The 15,152-nt window shown below is 73.8% G+C and carries 15 protein-coding genes; 11 read left to right on the top strand and 4 right to left on the bottom strand.

The features are described from left to right. Positions 1-119 precede the first annotated feature (119 nt). A complete protein-coding gene (locus EUS26_RS02885) occupies positions 120-944 on the top strand; it encodes an SGNH/GDSL hydrolase family protein (RefSeq protein WP_130011679.1) in 825 nt (274 codons plus the stop codon). 87 nt (positions 945-1,031) lie between these two features. On the opposite strand, the gene EUS26_RS02880 is transcribed toward EUS26_RS02885, so the two are convergent. After that, on the bottom strand, positions 1,032-2,255 hold the full coding sequence (locus EUS26_RS02880) for an AAA family ATPase (RefSeq protein ID WP_130011678.1): 1,224 nt from the start codon (positions 2,253-2,255) through the stop codon (positions 1,032-1,034). A 62-nt stretch (positions 2,256-2,317) separates the two neighbouring features. Continuing rightward, positions 2,318-3,097 carry a HEAT repeat domain-containing protein gene (locus tag EUS26_RS02875; RefSeq protein WP_130011677.1) on the bottom strand — a complete coding sequence of 260 codons (780 nt, stop codon included), beginning with the start codon at positions 3,095-3,097 and terminating at the stop codon, positions 2,318-2,320. A 203-nt stretch (positions 3,098-3,300) separates the two neighbouring features. Here EUS26_RS02875 and EUS26_RS02870 point away from each other — a divergent pair, with 203 nt between their 5' ends. Then, the gene (locus EUS26_RS02870; RefSeq protein WP_130011676.1) at positions 3,301-4,242 is read left to right on the top strand and encodes a cation diffusion facilitator family transporter; all 942 of its coding nucleotides are present in this window, start codon (positions 3,301-3,303) and stop codon (positions 4,240-4,242) included. Positions 4,243-4,274: 32 nt separating this feature from the next. Beyond that, entirely contained in the window at positions 4,275-4,676 is a 402-nt protein-coding gene (locus tag EUS26_RS02865) for an ankyrin repeat domain-containing protein (RefSeq protein WP_130011675.1), read from the top strand. 54 nt (positions 4,677-4,730) lie between these two features. On the opposite strand, the gene EUS26_RS02860 is transcribed toward EUS26_RS02865, so the two are convergent. Continuing rightward, positions 4,731-5,663 carry a LysR substrate-binding domain-containing protein gene (locus tag EUS26_RS02860; RefSeq protein ID WP_130011674.1) on the bottom strand — a complete coding sequence of 311 codons (933 nt, stop codon included), beginning with the start codon at positions 5,661-5,663 and terminating at the stop codon, positions 4,731-4,733. Between the two features lie 294 nt (positions 5,664-5,957). Here EUS26_RS02860 and EUS26_RS02855 point away from each other — a divergent pair, with 294 nt between their 5' ends. The 4 genes from EUS26_RS02855 (at position 5,958) to EUS26_RS02840 (ending at position 10,135) form a co-directional block, all read left to right on the top strand. Next, positions 5,958-7,109, top strand: a complete 1,152-nt coding sequence (locus tag EUS26_RS02855; protein ID WP_130011673.1) for an LLM class flavin-dependent oxidoreductase — start codon at positions 5,958-5,960, stop codon at positions 7,107-7,109. Positions 7,110-7,141: 32 nt separating this feature from the next. Beyond that, positions 7,142-7,789 (top strand): CE1759 family FMN reductase, encoded by a 648-nt coding sequence (locus EUS26_RS02850; RefSeq protein ID WP_130011672.1) that lies wholly within the window; start codon positions 7,142-7,144, stop codon positions 7,787-7,789. A gap of 30 nt (positions 7,790-7,819) precedes the next feature. Further along, complete coding sequence (locus EUS26_RS02845) at positions 7,820-8,530, top strand: matrixin family metalloprotease (RefSeq protein WP_130011671.1); 711 nt, start codon at positions 7,820-7,822, stop codon at positions 8,528-8,530. 696 nt (positions 8,531-9,226) lie between these two features. Next, positions 9,227-10,135: a LysR substrate-binding domain-containing protein gene (locus EUS26_RS02840; protein ID WP_130011670.1), complete on the top strand. Its 909-nt coding sequence runs from the start codon at positions 9,227-9,229 to the stop codon at positions 10,133-10,135. A gap of 18 nt (positions 10,136-10,153) precedes the next feature. On the opposite strand, the gene EUS26_RS02835 is transcribed toward EUS26_RS02840, so the two are convergent. Then, the gene (locus tag EUS26_RS02835) at positions 10,154-10,438 is read right to left on the bottom strand and encodes a DUF3072 domain-containing protein (RefSeq protein ID WP_130011669.1); all 285 of its coding nucleotides are present in this window, start codon (positions 10,436-10,438) and stop codon (positions 10,154-10,156) included. A gap of 132 nt (positions 10,439-10,570) precedes the next feature. Between EUS26_RS02835 and EUS26_RS02830 the strand changes: the two genes are divergently transcribed. From EUS26_RS02830 to EUS26_RS02815, 4 genes are all read left to right on the top strand, one after another. Beyond that, positions 10,571-12,343 (top strand): AMP-binding protein, encoded by a 1,773-nt coding sequence (locus EUS26_RS02830; RefSeq protein WP_130011668.1) that lies wholly within the window; start codon positions 10,571-10,573, stop codon positions 12,341-12,343. A gap of 94 nt (positions 12,344-12,437) precedes the next feature. Further along, complete coding sequence (locus tag EUS26_RS02825) at positions 12,438-13,232, top strand: PIG-L deacetylase family protein (RefSeq protein WP_130011667.1); 795 nt, start codon at positions 12,438-12,440, stop codon at positions 13,230-13,232. A 32-nt stretch (positions 13,233-13,264) separates the two neighbouring features. After that, positions 13,265-14,500 carry an acyl-CoA dehydrogenase family protein gene (locus EUS26_RS02820; protein WP_238148785.1) on the top strand — a complete coding sequence of 412 codons (1,236 nt, stop codon included), beginning with the start codon at positions 13,265-13,267 and terminating at the stop codon, positions 14,498-14,500. A 73-nt stretch (positions 14,501-14,573) separates the two neighbouring features. Further along, on the top strand, positions 14,574-15,146 hold the full coding sequence (locus EUS26_RS02815; protein WP_130011666.1) for a LiaF domain-containing protein: 573 nt from the start codon (positions 14,574-14,576) through the stop codon (positions 15,144-15,146). Positions 15,147-15,152: the final 6 nt, after the last annotated feature.

Genomic DNA, 15,152 nt, shown 5'->3' with positions numbered 1-15,152 from the left:
GCCGGCCGGGCGTCGGTGTGTCCGGGTGCCCGACGCGACTGGCGCGAGGCGCTCGACCGCCTCCCAGAGGATGCGCGACGGGTCTCCCGCAGCGGCGCCGGCCTGCTTATGCTGCAGGTATGCCCGTCCGTCCTGACGCACCGCAGACGCGCGTGTGGGAACGGTTCGTGGCCCTGGGGGACTCCTTCACCGAGGGCCTGGACGATCCCGACCCGAGCGCGCCCACCGAGGACCGCTACGTCGGCTGGGCCGACCGGGTCGCTGCCGCTCTGGCCGCCCGCAACGCCGAGCTGGGGGTGCCCTTCGGCTACGCCAACCTCGCCATCCGGGGCCGTCTCATCGATGCCGTCGTCAGCGAGCAGCTGCCGGCCGCGCTGGCCCTGCGACCCGACCTCGTCTCCCTGTCCGCAGGCGGCAACGACGTGCTGCGGCCCCGCGTGTCGATGCGCGCCGTGATGGAGCGCCTCGAGGGGGCCGTCGTCGACCTCAGGGACACCGGGGCCGACGTGCTGCTCGTCACCGCCCCGGACGTGTCCTGGGCCCCGCTGGTCAACCGGGTGCACCCGCGGATGGTCGAGTACACCGCCAACCTGTGGGGCGTCGCCCAGCGCACGGGGGCCTTCGTCGTCGACATCTACACCCTCCGGGCCCTGCACGACGCCCGCTTGTGGGCGCCGGACCGCATCCACCTCAGCAGCGAGGGGCATACCCGTGTCGCGGGGCAGGCGCTGTGGACGCTGGGGCTGGAGCAGGACGAGGACTGGACGACGCCGCTGGACCCTGCGCCGCACCTGACCCGGATCGAGTCGCTGCAGGCCGACCGGGAGTGGGTGGCCAACCACCTGCGGCCCTGGCTCCGTCGCCGTATCCGCCGCGAGAGCTCCGGCGACGGCCGGGTGCCGAAGCGGCCGCAGCTCAGCCCGCTCGCCAGCCCCACCCCCTGACGACGGCCGGCCCGGTCGTGCACCCGCCCCCGTCGACGAGCCGCGCCTCCGACGGGCCTGCCATCGACCTGCAGCTCTGCCCGGCCTTCAGCGGCGCCCCCACTCCCAGCTGGGTCGGGTGATCATCCCCTGCCCGACCACGCGGGTCTCACCGAGGTCCTTCTCCAGCTCGTGCAGCCGCATCGCCGGCACCTCGCCGGGGTCGGGCTCGAGGTCGCGGGGGTCCGCGCCGAGCGCGTGGGTGTCCCGCACCCCCTCGGCCAGCGCCTCGACCATGGACGCCGAGTGGGTGACCACGACGACCTGGGCCCGCCGGGACGCCCGCGCCACCGCGCGGGCCAGAGCCGGCACCAGGCTCGGGTGCAGGCTCGTCTCGGGCTCGTTGAGCGCCAGCAGCCGCGGCGGCACCGGCGTGAGCAGGGCTGCGAGCCACAGCAGGTAGCGCAGCGTCCCGTCGGACAGCTCGGCGGAGCGCAGCGGCCGCAGCATGCCGGGCTGGTGCAGCGCCACGTCGAAGAGGCCGTCGGTCACGGCGACCTTCAGCCTCGCGCCGTCGAAGGCGTCCTCGACGGCCGTGGCCAGCTCGGCCGCGGAGTCCTCGCGGATCGTCTGCAGGGCCGCCGCCAGGTCGCCTCCGTCCTCGGCCAGGGCCCAGGTCCGGGTGCCGACCTGCGGCCGCCGGGCCGGCGCCCCGGCGTCGACCCGGAAGCCGTCGTAGAACCGCCACGTGCGCAGCTCCTCTCGGACGGCCCACAGCTCGGGCGCCTCGACCGGGTCGACGACGTCGGTGAGCATGCTGGACCACGGCGGCACGGAGACCGGGGCCTTCCCCCACCGGCCGTCCTCGTCGCGCAGCTCCACGGCGTGGTGCCTGCGCCGGGCGGCCAGGGTCGCCGGCCGCATGACCGGTCCGCGCCACACGGCCTCCCGCTTCAGCTCGGGGTCGCGGTCGAAGGCCGACCTGCCCGGCACGGGGATGCCGAGGTCGACCAGGTAGGACAGGTCGGATCCGGCACCGCCGACCCCGAGGCGGACGGCGACCGGACCCGAGCGCACGGTGCCCTGCACCTCGTGGCCGCGCCGCGCCTGCGCGAGCGACTCGGGGCCGGCCCACAACGCCGACTCCAGGCCGCCCTCGCCCGCGAGCGCCCGCACCGCGTCACCGCGGCCGCACGCCCCGAGCAGGCGCAGCGCCCGGTAGAGGCTGCTCTTGCCCGACCCGTTGGCCCCGGTGACGACGGTCAGCCGCCCCAGCGGCAGCACCACGTCCCGCAGCGAGCGGTAGCCGTGGACCGCGACCGTCGCGTACATGCCGCCACCCTAGGGATGGTCACCGACACACCCGGTCGCCGCGCCCCCGGACGGGTATGCCGTCAGCCCGCCCGCGTGGCCCCGCCGAGCCCGCGCTCGGCCCGGTCGGCGAGCAGCCACTGGGCGGTCATGGACCGGAACCGGTCCTCGCCGTCGCGCAGCCGCTCCAGGGCCGGCTCGACGCACGGCTCGTCCAGGGCGGCCAGGGCCTCCAGCGCCACGAGGGCGTTGTCCTTCTCATCGGTCTCGGCCATCGTCGCCAGGGCGGGAGCGGCGGGACGGGCCGCAGGGTCGCCGACGAGCACGAGCGTCTGGGCGGCGTGCCGGCGGACGGCCTCGTCACCGTCGGCCACCGCCTCCGCCAGCCCGGGCACCCCCGGGTCGCCGAGCTGCTCGAAGGCGCGGGCGAGCTCGCGCCGCCGCTCCTCGTCGCCGCGGCCCAGGTGGGGCAGGAGCGCGGGCGCCGCCTCGGGCGTGCCGGTGCGGCCGAGCGCCCACCAGGCCTTCATCGCCACCCGCTGGTCGGCGTCGTCGGCGAAGGGCAGGATGTGCGGCACCGCGTCCGGGGCCTGGATCTTGCTCAGCGCGTGCAGCACCTGCACCCTCGCCTCCGGCGCCCCGGTCAGCGCGTCGACCAGGTGGGGGAGCGCTGCCTCGGGCCGGCGCACGACCGCCCACGTCAACGTCTCGCGCACGAAGAGGTCCGGCTCGGCCACGAGCAGCGCGACGAGCTCGGGGGTCAGCGACTCGTCCCCGTAGGTCCCCAGGTGCACCGCCGCCTCCTGGCGGACGGTGGGGTCGACGTCATACACGGCGCGACGCGCCTGCTCCAGCGTGCTCACAGCTCTCTCCTCGGGTTCTGGTGGGCAACGCGTGCAGGACCACGCTCATTCCTCCCCGGCGTGAGGGTCGAGCAACCATCCGCGGCGCTCGGTCGGGGTGGGGGCAACCATCCGCGGCGCTCGGTCGGGGTGGGGGCAACCACCCGCGGCGCTCGGTCGGGGTGGGGGCAACCATCCGCGGCGCTCGGTGGGACGATCGGGGCATGAGCACGGGGCGAGCGGACCGGCGCGGGCACGGCCACGACCACGGTGCCGGGGCGAGCACGACCCGGCTCCTCGTCGCCTTCGCCGTCACCGCCGTCATCCTCGTCACCCAGGTCGTCGGTGCCGTCGTGACGGGCAGCCTCGCGCTGCTCGTCGACGCCGGGCACATGCTCACCGACGCCGGTGGCCTGCTCATCGCCCTCACGGCCGCGCGGCTCATGGCGCGGCCGCCCACCGAGCGGCGCACCTGGGGGTATGCCCGTGCGGAGGTCCTCGGCGCCGGCGCCCAGGCCGCGGTCCTGCTCGGGGTCGGCGGGTACGCCCTCGTCGAGGGCGTCCGCCGGCTGCTGGCGGACGAGCCCGTGCAGGTCGCCGGGGGCCTGCTGCTCGTCTTCGGTGTCGTGGGCCTGCTGGGCAACGTGGTCTCGCTGCTGGTCCTCGCCGGCGCACGGCAGGACAACCTCAACCTGCGGGCGGCCTTCCTCGAGGTCGGGTTCGACGCGCTGGGGTCGGTCGCGGTGATCGTCTCGGCGGTGCTCATCCAGACGCTGGGGTGGACCCGGGCCGACGCCGTCGCGGGGGCGCTCATCGCGCTGCTCATCCTGCCCCGCGCCGTGACGATCCTGCGCGAGGCGGGCAGCGTGCTGCTGGAGTCGGTCCCCCCGGGGCTGTCGCTGCCCGAGCTGCGCGAGCACCTGCTGGAGGTCGACCACGTCGTGGACGTGCACGACCTGCACGTCTCCCGGATCGGCACCGGCACGCCGGTCCTCAGCGCCCACGTGGTCGTCGAGGACGGGTGCTTCCGGGACGGCCACGCACCGCAGATGCTCGACGCCCTGCAGGAGTGCGTGGCGGAGCACTTCGACGTGAGTGTGGAGCACTCGACCTTCCAGCTGGAGCCGCGGCAGCACGGCGGCCACGAGCACGCCCACCACCCCTGACCCCCCGACGCGTCGGCGCTAGGCTCTCGAGCATGAACGACCCGCTCGGTCCCGAGACCCCCGCGCCGGAGGTCGTCGACCTCGCGCACGTGCTCTTCGACCTCGCCCGGGCGGGAGAGGGCGAGCGCCTCGCGGCCTACGTCGACGCGGGTGCGCCGGTCGACCTCACCGACCCGGCCGGCAACACCCTGCTCATGCTGGCCGCCTACCACGGCCACCCCCGGACCGTCGCCCGGCTGGCCCGCCGCGGGGCGGCCGTCGACCGGCTCAACGACCGTGGTCAGTCGCCGCTGGCGGGCGCCGTCTTCAAGGGCGAGCCGGAGGTCGTCGACGTGCTGCTGCAGCACGGCGCCAGCCCGGACGCCGGGCAGCCGACCGCCCGCGAGACGGCCGCGATGTTCGGTCGCGAGGACCTCCTGGCCCCCGAGGCCTGAGACCAGGGCCGTCCGGGCCTCTCGGCGGCGCACCCTCGGGTGTGCCTGGACCGCTCACCCCTCCGTCGACGGCACCGGGTCGGGCAGGAGCCCGGCGTCGGCGCGTTGCAGCACGTGCTCACGGAACAGCTGCGCGGCCGGCAGCAGGCGGCGCGCGGGTGACCAGGACAGCCCCACGTCCCGGGTGGCGGTGGGGTCCTCGAGCGCCAGCACGTGCAGCCCCACCACCGGTGCCGCCACCGACCCGCCCCAGCGCGTGGGGGCCACGGCCACCCCGAGCCCGGCGGCGACATACCCCCGCAGCGTGGGCAGGTCGGCGGCCACGAAGGAGATGCGCGGCACGAACCCTGCGTCGGCGCACAGCTGCTCGGTGTGCCGGCGCAGCACCGAGGTCGGCGTCATGACGACGAAGGCGTCCCCGGCCACCTCGCGCAGCAGGACCCGGGGCCGTCCGACGAGCCGGTGCTCCGGCCCCACGAGCAGCCGCAACGGCTCGGCGACCAGCGCCCGCCAGCGCGGCTGGTCCTCGCCTCGCCGCGGCCGCAGCGTGGACAGCTCGAGGTCGACGTCGGAGCGCGGGCCGACGGCGGGCACCGTCTCGTCGTCCTTCCCGCGCAGGTCGAGCCGTACCCGTGGGTGCCGAGCCCGGAAGCTGGTGATGAGGTCGGGGACGAGCCAGGTCCCGAGCGAGGGCTGGAAGGCCACCGCCACCGTCCCCGTCTCCGGGTCCAGGAGCTGCTGCACCGCGGCGACCCCGTCGTCCAGCTCGTGCAGCACGACGTCGACGTGCTGCTTGAAGATCGTCCCGGCGTGGGTCATCCGCAGCACACGTCCCTCTCGGTGCAGCAGGGGGGTGCCGATCTCGCGCTCCAGCCGGCCCAGCGCGCGGGACACGGCCGGCTGGGACACCATCTCCAGGTCCGCGACCTCGGTGACGGTCGCCCCGTCCGCGACGAGCTGGAACCAGCGCAGCGTCTGGACCTCCATACCTATGACCTTAGCGCATAGGTGACATATCAAGCAGACATTGGACGCATGAGTCCTGACGGAGGATCGTAGCCTGCATGACCCAGTTCCTGCTCTCGCTCATGATGAACCGCTCCCAGCACGACGTCCACTCGCTGCCCGTCGCCACCCAGCGCGTCACCCGCTGACGCCCTGGCGGCGGCCCGGGGCGACCGCCCGCCCGGTGGTGCGGCCACCCCGGACGCCTCCTGGAATATCGCGGGGGTCTCTGCGTTGATATAGTTGATACATCAACGACCCAGGAGGGTGAGTCAGGTGCAGTTCGGCATCTTCAGCGTCGGCGACATCACGCCGGACCCCACGACCGGCCGCATACCGACCGACGGCGAGCGGATCGCCGCCATGACGTCGTCTGCGCTCAAGGCCGAGGAGGTGGGGCTCGACGTCTTCGCCACGGGGCAGCACCACAACCCGCCCTTCATCTCCTCCGCGCCGACCACCCACCTCGCCTTCATCGCCGCGCAGACGCAGCGGCTGCAGCTGTCGACGGCGACCACCCTCATCACGACGACCGACCCGGTGCGCCTCGCGGAGGACTACGCCTTCCTGCAGCACCTGTCCGGTGGTCGCGTCGACCTGATGATGGGCCGCGGCAACACCGGCCCGGTCTACCCGTGGTTCGGCAAGGACATCCGCCAGGGCGTGCCGCTGGCCATCGAGAACTACCACCTGCTGCGCCGTCTCTGGCGCGAGGAGGTCGTCGACTGGCAGGGGAAGTTCCGCACCCCGCTGCAGGGCTTCACCGCGACGCCGCGCCCGCTCGACGGCACCCCGCCGTTCGTGTGGCACGGCTCGATCCGGTCCACCGAGATCGCCGAGCAGGCGGCCTACTACGGCGACGGGTTCTTCCACAACAACATCTTCTGGAACATCGAGCACACCGCGCAGATGGTCGGCCTCTACCGCCGCCGGTTCGAGCACTACGGCCACGGGTCCGCGGACCAGGCGGTCGTCGGCCTCGGCGGCCAGGCGTTCATCGCGGGCAGCGAGGCTGAGGCCAAGCGGGCCTTCCGGCCGTACTTCGACGTGGCGCCGGTCTACGGTCACGGCCCGAGCCTGGAGGAGTTCACCCGGATGACCCCGCTCACCGTGGGGACCCCGGAGATGGTCATCGAGCGCACGCTGGGCTTCGCGGACGCGGTCGGCGACTACCAGCGCCAGCTCTTCCTCATCGACCACGCCGGTCTGCCGCAGGACGTCGTCCTGGAGCAGATCGAGATCCTCGGCCGCGAGGTGGTGCCGGTGCTGCGTCGCGAGTTCGAGGCGCGCCGCCCCGCGCACGTGCCGAGCGACCCGCCCACCCACGCCTCCCTGGTGGCGCAGGGCCCGGACGCCCCGCACCACCTCGTGGCCCCGGCCCGGGGCGCCGCGACGGCGACCACCTCGCCCGCCCGCGCCTCCGCCTGAGCCGCCCCAACGGCATACCGAAGGAGCACGCCATGACCCGCCGCATCGTCGTCCTCACCGCCGGGCTCTCGCAGCCCAGCTCCACCCGGCTGCTCGCCGACCGCCTCGCCGACGCCGTCGCCACCCAGGTGAGCGCGCGCGGCGAGGCCGCGACGGTCGAGGTGCTGGAGCTGCGCGAGCTCGCGCACGACCTCGCCACGACCATGACCACGGGCGGGATGCCGACGCCCGCCGTCGAGGCCGCGCGCGAGCTCGTGGCCGGCGCCGACGCCCTCGTCGCGGTCACCCCGGTGTTCGCCGCGAGCTACTCGGGGCTGTTCAAGATGTTCATCGACGTGCTCGACCCCGAGGCGCTCGCAGGGACGCCGGTGCTCGTCGCCGCCACCGCGGGCACGGCCCGGCACCAGCTGGTGCTCGACCACGCGATGCGCCCGCTGTTCGCCTACCTGCGCGCCGCCGTGGTGCCGACCGGCGTGTTCGCCGCGACCGATGACTTCGGTGGCGCCGGGTCGGACGAGCTCGGAGCCCGCATCCGCCGGGCCGCCGGTGAGCTGGCCACGGCGGTCGTCGCCGCCGGCGTCGTCGGCCTCGCCTCCGAGGAGCCCGCCGGCCGTGGCGGGTCGGCGGCGCAGCAGGACGTCCCCGACTTCGAGGACCTGCTGGCCGGGCTCGGTCAGTAGCCCTCCAGGCTCCCCGGGCAGACTGGACGCATGAGCGAGCGGCGTGGCGGGGGGTGCACGAGCGTCCTCAGCATGCTGCTCGTCCTGGGTCTCGTCATCAGCATGGTCGTCTACCTCTCCCCGGGGCTGGACCTCGGCAACCTGCGTCGGGCGGTCTACTCCGACAGCTCCGCCGGCATCGTCGGCTCGGGTGGGGAGGGCTACACCTTCATGCAGGTCACCGAGGACGGCAGCCCCATCACCTGGGGGTGCCAGGCGCGCATCGAGGTGGAGGTCAACCCCGACGGGGCGCCCGAGGGGTATGCCGACCTCGTCGCCTCGGCGGTCGGCCGGGTCAACGACGTCAGCGGCTTCACCTTCGTGGTGACCGGCGAGACCGACGACCGCGAGTTCACCGGCCGCCAGCGCGGTCCGGTGCTGATCGGCTGGGCCGACGAGGAGGAGGTGCGCGAGCTGACCGGCCCCACGGCCGGTCTCGGTGGTGCCTCCTACGTCATCGGGCCCGGCGGCGGCGCGCGGTCCGTCGGCGGGATGGTCGTCCTCGACACGGACATGCCCACCGGTTGGCTGGGGGGCCTGGACGAGGAGACCGTGCTCGTCCACGAGCTCGTGCACGTCCTGGGGCTCGGCCACTCCGACGACCCCGGCGCCCTCATGGCCGCGGAGAACTCCGGTCAGGACGAGTTCACCGCGGCCGACCTGGACGGGCTGGATGCGCTCCAGGAGGCCGCCTGCGGGTGAGCCGGGCGAGCCACGGGTGAGGGTGACCCGTCGCGGGCCGGGGGCCGACGAGCCGACGGGTGGCACCAGTCGCACACAGAAGAGCCGCCCCCGGGGTGTCCCGGGGGCGGCTCCTCGACGTCGTGGGGGTCAGCCGCGGATGTGCTCGATCGGGCGCCAGGAGCGACCGATCTCGAGGATCACGTGGGTGCTGCTGCGGAGAGCCTTGGACAGAGCGGTCATGATGGCCACCTTTCTTCGTGTCGGGGTCTGACAGGTTCTATTCTGACGTTCTTCTTGCTTTAGCACAAACTGACATTGCTTACTAATACCGATAAGCGGGGCTGAACGGTCGAACCGCCGTCCCGGGGGTGTCCCGCAGGGCGCGGTCCCGCCCGGTTCCACGTCGACCCGGGTTGCCCGGTCCGGCACCCCGGGTGAGGGCCTCGTTCCCCGTCTGACATGCGAAGAGCCGCCCCGGGGGATGGTTCCCAGAGCGGCTCGTCGAGGTCGTGGGCGTCAGCCGCGGATGTGCTCGATCGGCCGCCAGGAGCGACCGATCTCGAGGATCACGTGGGTGCTGCTGCGGAAAGCCTTGGACAGAGCGGTCATGATGGCCACCTTTCTTCGCGTCGGGGTCTGACACTGAATACTCTGACAGGATTCTTGCATTAGCACAAACGAACATTTCTTATACGTACGTGTAAGGTGTGCTGCATGTTCTCTCCCGAGCACCTGGTCAGTCTCAAGGCCGTCGTCGAGGAGGGCACGGTGCTCGCCGCGGCCGACCGGCTGGGCCTCACCGCCTCGGCGGTCAGCCAGCAGCTGACCCGGCTGCAGAGGGAGGTCGGGCAGCCTGTCCTGGTGCGGCGGGGGCGCAACGTCGTGCCCACCGATGCCGCCGAGGTGCTGGTGCGCCTCGCCACCCAGGTGGAGCAGCTGGACGAGGCCGCCCGGGCCGAGCTGGAGCACCTGACGAGCGACGTCTCGGGCCCCCTGGTGCTGTCGTCCTTCCCCACCGGCATCGTCGGCCTGCTCGCGCCGGCCGTGCCCACGCTGCGCGACCTCTACCCCCTGCTGCGCCTCACCGTGCGCGAGCTCACCCCCGAGGGCTCGCTCCGGGCCCTGCGCCGCGGCGAGGTCGACCTCGCGGTGGTGCACGACTGGACGGACTACCACAAGGCGCTCCCGGAGGGCCTGGTCTCGGACGTCCTCGGCAACGACGTCGTCGACCTCATCGCCCGGCACGACCACGACCTGCGGGTCGGGCGCAACGGCATCGTGGACCTGCGCGACTGCGGTGGCCGGGACTGGGTCGACGACTCACCGGGGGTGTTCAGCGACTGGCTGCTCACGGCGCTGCGCGAGCGACACCTCGACTACCGGATCGCGGCCACCGCCGACACCCACCCGAGCAAGATCGCCCTCGTCGAGGCCGGCTTCGGCATCGGCCTCATGCCGCGGCTGGGGCGTCCGGAGCTGCCGGACGACGTCGTGGCGCTGCCGGTGACGGACCCGCCCACCCGGCGCGTCATGCTCGTCCACCGGGACTCCAGCGAGCGTCGGCCCGCCGTCGCCTCCGTGGCGGCCGAGGTGCGACGGGTCTGGTCGCCCGACGCCTCCTGAGGCAGGCCGGTGCGAGGCTCAGGACTCGCGCGGCTCCATCCCCGTCTCGGACTGGAGGCGGTCGATGTGCTCGGAGGCCTGGGCCTTGGTGAGCCCCTCGGCCGGGATCTGCTGGCCGGCGGCGCTCGCGAGGCGGTCGAGGTAGGACTTCTGCGCCTCGGTCGCCGGGTCGTCCCCGGTGGTCCAGTTCTGCGGGTCGCGCTCGAGCTGGTCGTCCGGCGACTGCGGGCTGGGTGCGCCCAGCACCTCGCCGTCGGTGTCGGGAGGGGCGGGCTGGGTCTGGTCGTCCATGGGGTTCGTCATGGACCCGACTCTAGGACGCACGTCCGACAGTGGCGCGCCCAAGCCGGCGACGCCGACCACGCCCGACCCGGGCCGGCGGCGGGGGCGGCCCCCGGCTGACAGGCATACCCGCGGCGGTGTAGGCATGGGGGCATGACGCCGATGTCGACCGACCAGCCGACCACCCCGGCCTACGAGGCCTACCGGGCTGCCCGCGACCAGCTGCTGGAGCTCTACGGTGAGCCCGCGCGGGCCCGGGAGGAGTTCCGCTACCCCGACGTGGGGGAGCAGTTCAACTGGGCGGTGGACTGGTTCGACGCCATCGCGCGAGGCAACGACACGCCCGCGCTGGTGGTCGTGCAGGAGGACGGCTCGGACCAGACGCTGACCTTCGACGAGGTCGCGACCCGGTCCGACCAGGTCGCCGCGCTGCTGGCCGACCAGGGCATCGGCCGCGGCGACAGCGTGATGATCATGCTGGGCAACCAGGTCGAGCTCTGGGACACCATGCTCGGGGTGATGAAGCTCGGGGCCGTGCTCATGCCCACCACGACCGCGGCCGGCCCCTCCGACCTACGGGACCGGCTGGAGCGGGGCGCGGCCCGGGCGGTGGTGGTCGACGCCGTGGACACGCCGACGTTCGACGACGTGCCGGGCGACTACGTCCGGGTGTCCGTGGGAGAGGTCGACGGCTGGACGGACCTGCGCACGGCATACCGGCAGGACGCCCCCCGCGTCGACCACCCCGGCACCGGACCGGACGACCGGCTGCTGCTCTACTTCACCTCCGGCACCACCAACCGCCCCAAGCTGGTCGAGCACACCCAGGTCAGCTACCCGGTCGGGCACCTGTCGACGGCCTACTGGCTGGGCCTGCGCCCCGGCGACGTCCACCTCAACATCTCCAGCCCGGGCTGGGCCAAGCACGCGTGGAGCTGCTTCTTCGCCCCCTGGATCGCCGAGGCGACGATCCTCGTCCACGCCTACCGGCGGTTCGACCCCGCCGTGCTCCTCGACGTCGTGCGCCGGCACCGCGTCACCAGCCTGTGCGCGCCGCCGACGGTCTGGCGCATGCTCATCAACGCCGACCTGTCCGGTGGCCCCGGCGCGCTGCGCGAGGTGATCGGGGCCGGTGAGCCGCTCAACCCCGAGGTCATCACCCAGGTGCAGCGGCACTGGGGGCTCACCCTGCGGGACGGCTACGGCCAGACCGAGACCACCGCGCAGATCGGCAACTGCCCGGGCGAGCGGGTCAAGCCCGGGTCGATGGGTATGCCGCTGCCCGGCATCCCCTCGGTGCTCGTCGACCCGCAGTCGGGGGAGCGGGTCGACGGCCCCGGGGAGGGCGAGATCTGCCTCGACCTGTCGGCGTCGCCGGTGGCGCTGATGACCGGCTACCAGGGTGACGAGGGCCGCAACACCGAGGCGATGGCCGGTGGTTTCTACCACACCGGGGACGTCGCGGAGCGGGACGCGGCGGGCATGATCACCTACGTCGGCCGCACCGACGACGTCTTCAAGGCCAGCGACTACAAGATCAGCCCGTTCGAGCTGGAGTCGGTGCTCATCGAGCACCCGGCCGTCGCCGAGGCGGCCGTGGTGCCCGCGCCCGACGAGCTGCGGCTGTCGGTGCCCAAGGCCTACGTCGCCCTGGTCGACGGGCACGCACCGACCGCCGAGACGGCGCGCTCCATCCTCGCGCACGCCCGCGAGCACCTGCAGCCGTGGCAGCGGGTCCGACGGGTCGAGTTCTACGAGCTGCCCAAGACGATCAGCGGCAAGATCCGGCGGGTCGAGCTGCGGGCCCGCGAGGAGCAGCTGGCCGGCGGCGGGGAGGGTGCCGACGCCGCCCCGACGAGCGGTGCTGCACCGGGAGCCGAGGCGACCGAGTGGCGGGACAGCGACTTCCCCGACCTGCGGGGGTGACGCCGGCCCTCTCTGGTCACGCCGGCCGTCGCCGGTCGCGTCTGCTGCCGGTCGACGGGCCGGGTCTGTCGGGACCGGGGCCTATCGTGAGCCCGTGAGCACGATCGTCCTCCTGCACGCCCATCCCGACGACGAGGCCAGCGGCACCTCCGGCACCATCCGGCTGGCCGTCGACGCCGGCCACCGGGTGGTCTGCGTCTTCGCCACCCACGGCGACCACGGCACGCCGCCCGGTGACCTTCGCGAGGGCGAGACCGTGGTCGACCGACGACGCGTCGAGGCGGAGGCCGCCGGGCGGGTCCTCGGCACGCACCGGATCGCCTGGCTGGGCTACGCCGACTCCGGCATGACCGGCTGGGAGCAGAACTCCCACGAGCAGTCCTTCCACGTCGCCGACACCGACGAGGCGGCGCACCGGCTCGCGACGATCCTCGACGAGGAGGACGCCGACGTCCTCGTCGGCTACGACTGGCACGGCGGCTACGGGCACCCGGACCACGTCAAGGTCCACGCCGTGGCCCACCGGGCGGCCGAGCTCGCCGCCCGCCGTCCTCGGCTGCTGGAGAACACCATGAACCGCGACCAGGTGCGCCGCATGATCGAGGCGGCCCGGGAGGCGGGCACGACGGGCGAGGAGGACTGGGACCCGGACGGCCTCGGCGACGACGGCAACCCGATGGGCACCCCGGAGGCGGAGATCCACTGGCACGTCGACGTGCAGGAGGTGCTCGCCACCAAGCGCGCGGCCCTCGCCGCGCACGCCAGCCAGGAGGACGTCGGGTGGATGCTCGGCATGCCCACCGAGCAGTTCGCGGCCATGTTCGGTGACGAGTGGTTCATCGAGCCGGGGCGCGCCCCCGGCCTGACCCACGGGCATCCCCTGGGCTGAGGTTTGTCGGGCCCGCGGCATACCCTCGGGTCATGAGCGACGCACCGGAGCCGATGCCCGAGTCCGACCGGGGGGTGCCGGAGGGCGCCGACCTGGGGCTGGCCCGCGGGACCGACTTCCTGCAGCTCGACGAGCTGCTCACCGAGCAGGAGCGGGCGCTGCGCGACGGGGTGCGCCGGTGGTGCGACGAGGCGGTCGTGCCGGCCGCGCAGGAGTGGTGGGAGGCCGCTCGGTACCCCGCCGAGATGGTGCCGGGGTATGCCGCCACCCAGGTCGCGGGGGCCTCGATCGAGGGCTACGGGTGCGCCGGGGTGTCGGCGCTCGCCGACGGCATGATGTGCGCCGAGCTGGCCCGCGGGGACGGGTCGATCGCGACCTTCAACGCGGTCCATTCCGGGCTGGCGATGACCTCGGTGCACCTGCTGGGCGACGAGGAGCAGCGGGAGCGCTGGCTGCCGGGGATGGCCCGGGTCGAGACGGTCGGTGCGGTCGCCCTCACGGAGCCCACCCACGGCTCCGACGTGGTGAGCATGGAGACCCGGGCCCGGCGCGACGGCGACCACTGGGTGCTCGACGGCGCCAAGCGGTGGATCGGCAACGGCTCGGTCGCCGACCTCGTCGTGGTCTGGGCGCGGGACGACGACGGCGACGTGGGTGGCTTCGTCGTGGAGTCCCCGCAGCAGCTGGACGGGTGGGACGCCCAGGTCATCGACGGCAAGATCAGCAACCGCGGGGTGTGGCAGGCGCACATCCGGCTCGACGGGGTCCGGGTCCCGGCGGGCAACCGGCTCGCCGAGGCGCGCACCTTCGCCGACACCAACCGGGTGCTGGCGCGGTCCCGGCAGGCGGTGGCGTGGGAGGCCGTCGGGCACGCGGTCGCGGCCTACGAGGGCGCGCTGACCTACGCGCTGCGGCGTGAGCAGTTCGGCCGGCCGCTGGCCAAGAACCAGCTCATCCAGGACGACCTCGCCCGCATGGTCACCCTCATCACGTCGATGCAGCTCATGTGCACGCGGATGAGCCAGCTCGAGGACCAGGGGCGCTGCACCATCGAGCACGCCGCGATGGCCAAGCTGCACACGACCACGGCCGCCCGCGAGGTGGTCGCCACCGCCCGGGACATGCTGGGCGGCAACGGCATCCTGCTCGACCACCACGTGGCCCGGCACTTCGCCGACCTCGAGGCGACCTACACCTACGAGGGGAGCCGCACCGTCCAGTCCCTCCTCGTCGGGCGCGCGGTGACCGGCACCAGCGCCTTCCGCTGACCCCGGCCCCGCGGGTCGCCGCGTGACAGGTGTCACCGGCGGCCGAGCTGCGCCCTCGCTACGCTCAGGGGGTATGGCCTACCCCACCGCTCCCGACCCCTCTGCCGGAGGGCCGTCCGAGGTCCCCCCCGAGTGGCGACCCGAGATCCCACGACCGGGGGACCGGCCGGCGCCGCGGGAGGAGGTCCCGGACGGGCGCACCTCCGGGCTGTCCCGGCCCCCGTCGGACCTCCCACGCCCGCTCCGCCAGCCGAGCCAGACGCTGGGCACCTTCCTGGGCGACATCACCCGCACCGGGTCCTGGCAGGTGGCCGAGCGGACGACGCTGATGATGTTCCTCGGCGACGTCAAGCTCGACCTCCGCGAGGTGCTCCGACCCGGGGAGACCCTGGAGATCTCGACCTACACCGGCATGGGCGACGTCAAGATCGCGGTGCCGGCCGGGACCCGGGTCGAGCTGCAGGGCTTCACCCTCATGGGGGACCTGCGCCACGACGTCGACCCGGACGCCCAGGGAGTGCCGGAGACCGGGGCGCTCGTGCGGGTGACGGCGACGAGTCTGCTGGGTGACGTACGGGTGCGGACCATGCTGCCGGACGACGGGTCGAAGCCCCCGCGCGGGTGGCGCTGGACGCAGAAGCGCTGAGCCGCC

It is taken from the genome of Serinicoccus sediminis, assembly GCF_004153545.1.
Taxonomy (GTDB): domain Bacteria; phylum Actinomycetota; class Actinomycetes; order Actinomycetales; family Dermatophilaceae; genus Ornithinicoccus; species Ornithinicoccus sediminis_A.
The sequence above is the reverse complement of the archived record's forward strand: the minus strand, read 5'-3'. Positions and strand labels throughout refer to the sequence as shown.

What these genes read in the sequence shown, in the direction of transcription:
- EUS26_RS02860 (WP_130011674.1), bottom strand. Translation starts at nt 5,663, where the DNA reads ATGGAGGTCCAGACGCTGCGCTGGTTCCAGCTCGTCGCGGACGGGGCG.
- EUS26_RS02880 (WP_130011678.1), bottom strand. Translation starts at nt 2,255, where the DNA reads ATGTACGCGACGGTCGCGGTCCACGGCTACCGCTCGCTGCGGGACGTG.
- EUS26_RS02845 (WP_130011671.1), top strand. Translation starts at nt 7,820, where the DNA reads ATGAGCGAGCGGCGTGGCGGGGGGTGCACGAGCGTCCTCAGCATGCTG.
- EUS26_RS02865 (WP_130011675.1), top strand. Translation starts at nt 4,275, where the DNA reads ATGAACGACCCGCTCGGTCCCGAGACCCCCGCGCCGGAGGTCGTCGAC.
- EUS26_RS02840 (WP_130011670.1), top strand. Translation starts at nt 9,227, where the DNA reads ATGTTCTCTCCCGAGCACCTGGTCAGTCTCAAGGCCGTCGTCGAGGAG.
- EUS26_RS02830 (WP_130011668.1), top strand. Translation starts at nt 10,571, where the DNA reads ATGACGCCGATGTCGACCGACCAGCCGACCACCCCGGCCTACGAGGCC.
- EUS26_RS02885 (WP_130011679.1), top strand. Translation starts at nt 120, where the DNA reads ATGCCCGTCCGTCCTGACGCACCGCAGACGCGCGTGTGGGAACGGTTC.
- EUS26_RS02820 (WP_238148785.1), top strand. Translation starts at nt 13,265, where the DNA reads ATGAGCGACGCACCGGAGCCGATGCCCGAGTCCGACCGGGGGGTGCCG.
- EUS26_RS02815 (WP_130011666.1), top strand. Translation starts at nt 14,574, where the DNA reads ATGGCCTACCCCACCGCTCCCGACCCCTCTGCCGGAGGGCCGTCCGAG.
- EUS26_RS02850 (WP_130011672.1), top strand. Translation starts at nt 7,142, where the DNA reads ATGACCCGCCGCATCGTCGTCCTCACCGCCGGGCTCTCGCAGCCCAGC.
- EUS26_RS02870 (WP_130011676.1), top strand. Translation starts at nt 3,301, where the DNA reads ATGAGCACGGGGCGAGCGGACCGGCGCGGGCACGGCCACGACCACGGT.
- EUS26_RS02835 (WP_130011669.1), bottom strand. Translation starts at nt 10,438, where the DNA reads ATGACGAACCCCATGGACGACCAGACCCAGCCCGCCCCTCCCGACACC.